Consider the following 1,708-nt stretch of genomic DNA (forward strand, 5'->3'; position numbering starts at 1 on the left):
TGCATTCGCCGCAGCAGCGTGGCGAGGATTTGAGCGATCTGGGTTTGCGTCGCGGTCGATAGATTCGGCCACAGGCGCGGAATGTCGGCCGTCGGGCGGCCGGGTGGATTTGCCAACGTCGGCAGTGGTCGATACGCAACGCGACCTGGAAGCGGTCGGTGGGTCATCGCGAATCACCTTCTCGTCGAGAAGGCTGAGACTCGCGCTCAAATGTTGCATCAATGGGATCAGCGTACGTGCACTGATGCGCGGCAGATCGGCAGCGTTCGGGTGGGGCGTGATCGGCGTTCTCGGCAAGATCCGTCGACGCGATCCGAACCGCCCGCGGCCGGCCGTCCGGCAGCGCAACAACGACGTAGGCAGGACCGCGCCCCGACCGCTCCTTGAGCACCTCAAGCGGTGCCCAAACAGAAAATGATGCGGGTCGGTGATCGTGACGTGAGACACGACCCGCTCAAGAATAGGGGTACTCTGACGTGTTCGGCGATCCCACTCTCGGTGACGCGATATTGGATCGCATCATTCACAATGCCCACCGCCTCGCACTCAAGGGAGACAGCATGCGAAAGATCACTGCGCAGCGCGCCTATCTTGACGCAACCAAGAAAACATGACCCAACTGCCGGCAACGACACCCCCGGCCGCCTTCGTCGGAACAGGTGGCCGCCTTCGATCGGACTGCATGGTCGCGTTCAATCAGAATCCCTGCCCGCGATCCCCGGAATCCGCAGGGGCGTGACGCTCGGCCACAGCTCGATCCCGGAGCGCATCGCCAAGGTGGTGTTTCTGAGCCAAAAGAAGCCGCACATCATTGACAACAGTCTATGCCACCCGATTACGCTGGTCGGAGGTGGTTTTCCCCAAAGTCGCGGATATCGACAGCCAGCGGATGGGGTAATCCGTGGTCGAAAGGCAAGTGGACTGGTAACGTCACGTCATGCGCTCGCCGAAGCTTCACAGTTTCGCCACTCAGCTTTTGAAGGACAGCGCCGGCACTCTGCCATGCAGATGCTGCTCGACCTTCGCAGCCTGCGCATGGCGCGCTACCCTCAATTACCACCAGACGATCAGCCAGCCCGCGAGCCGCTTGATCGTCTGCGATTGCAGGTCGTTGCACCTGACCGATGGCACGCGCGCAATCTGTCGCCGAACAGCAAGCCGAACCTCCTTCACGTGTCGTTATCTCCTTGCCACCCCCGGAGACATCCCTTTCCAGAAGAAGGTGCCATCCTGCTCCGCTGCGCCGCCGAGACGCTCGCCACCATCGCGACCGATCTCAAGCACCTCGGCGCCCAGCTCCGCGTAACGGCCGTCCTCCATACCTAGCAACACCACCGGCGTGTCCACCCTGTCGTGCCCACCTTCGCCCAATTCCAAGAGTCCACGCGATCTGGTGCTTTGCTCGTTTGATCCCAGAGGCGATGCTTGATCGTATAAAAACGTCGCATTCTCCGGCACCGGCAAAGACTTTCGTCCTTGCGAACCGCCACATTGCGGAAATTCCGCTACGGAATCCCGTAGTGTCCCGGCAGAACCCCCGGGGCGGCTATCAGCTATCAAAGGTGTGCGACTGAGGGGTTCAGGCGTTTTACCTTGTCATCTGGAGGTCTATGACATGAAGAAAAGGCTAGGAATGAGAGGGAAGATCGAGGAGATCATCTACGTTCGACTCGAGGCTGGCGAAGACTTCGTTCACGCCCTTTGGGAC

Annotated in this window: 1 protein-coding gene and 1 pseudogene; both read left to right on the forward strand. The window is 60.4% G+C overall.

What is annotated here, in order from left to right:
* Window positions 1–467 precede the first annotated feature (467 nt).
* Window positions 468–614: pseudogene (locus IVA78_RS05575) on the forward strand (ATP-binding protein); the annotation flags it as partial.
* Between the two features lie 121 nt (window positions 615–735).
* Window positions 736–1,326, forward strand: a complete 591-nt coding sequence (locus IVA78_RS05580; RefSeq protein WP_247464711.1) for a hypothetical protein — start codon at window positions 736–738, stop codon at window positions 1,324–1,326.
* Window positions 1,327–1,708: the final 382 nt, after the last annotated feature.

The sequence above is a fragment of the Bradyrhizobium sp. 137 genome (genome assembly GCF_023074095.1).
Taxonomy (GTDB): domain Bacteria; phylum Pseudomonadota; class Alphaproteobacteria; order Rhizobiales; family Xanthobacteraceae; genus Bradyrhizobium.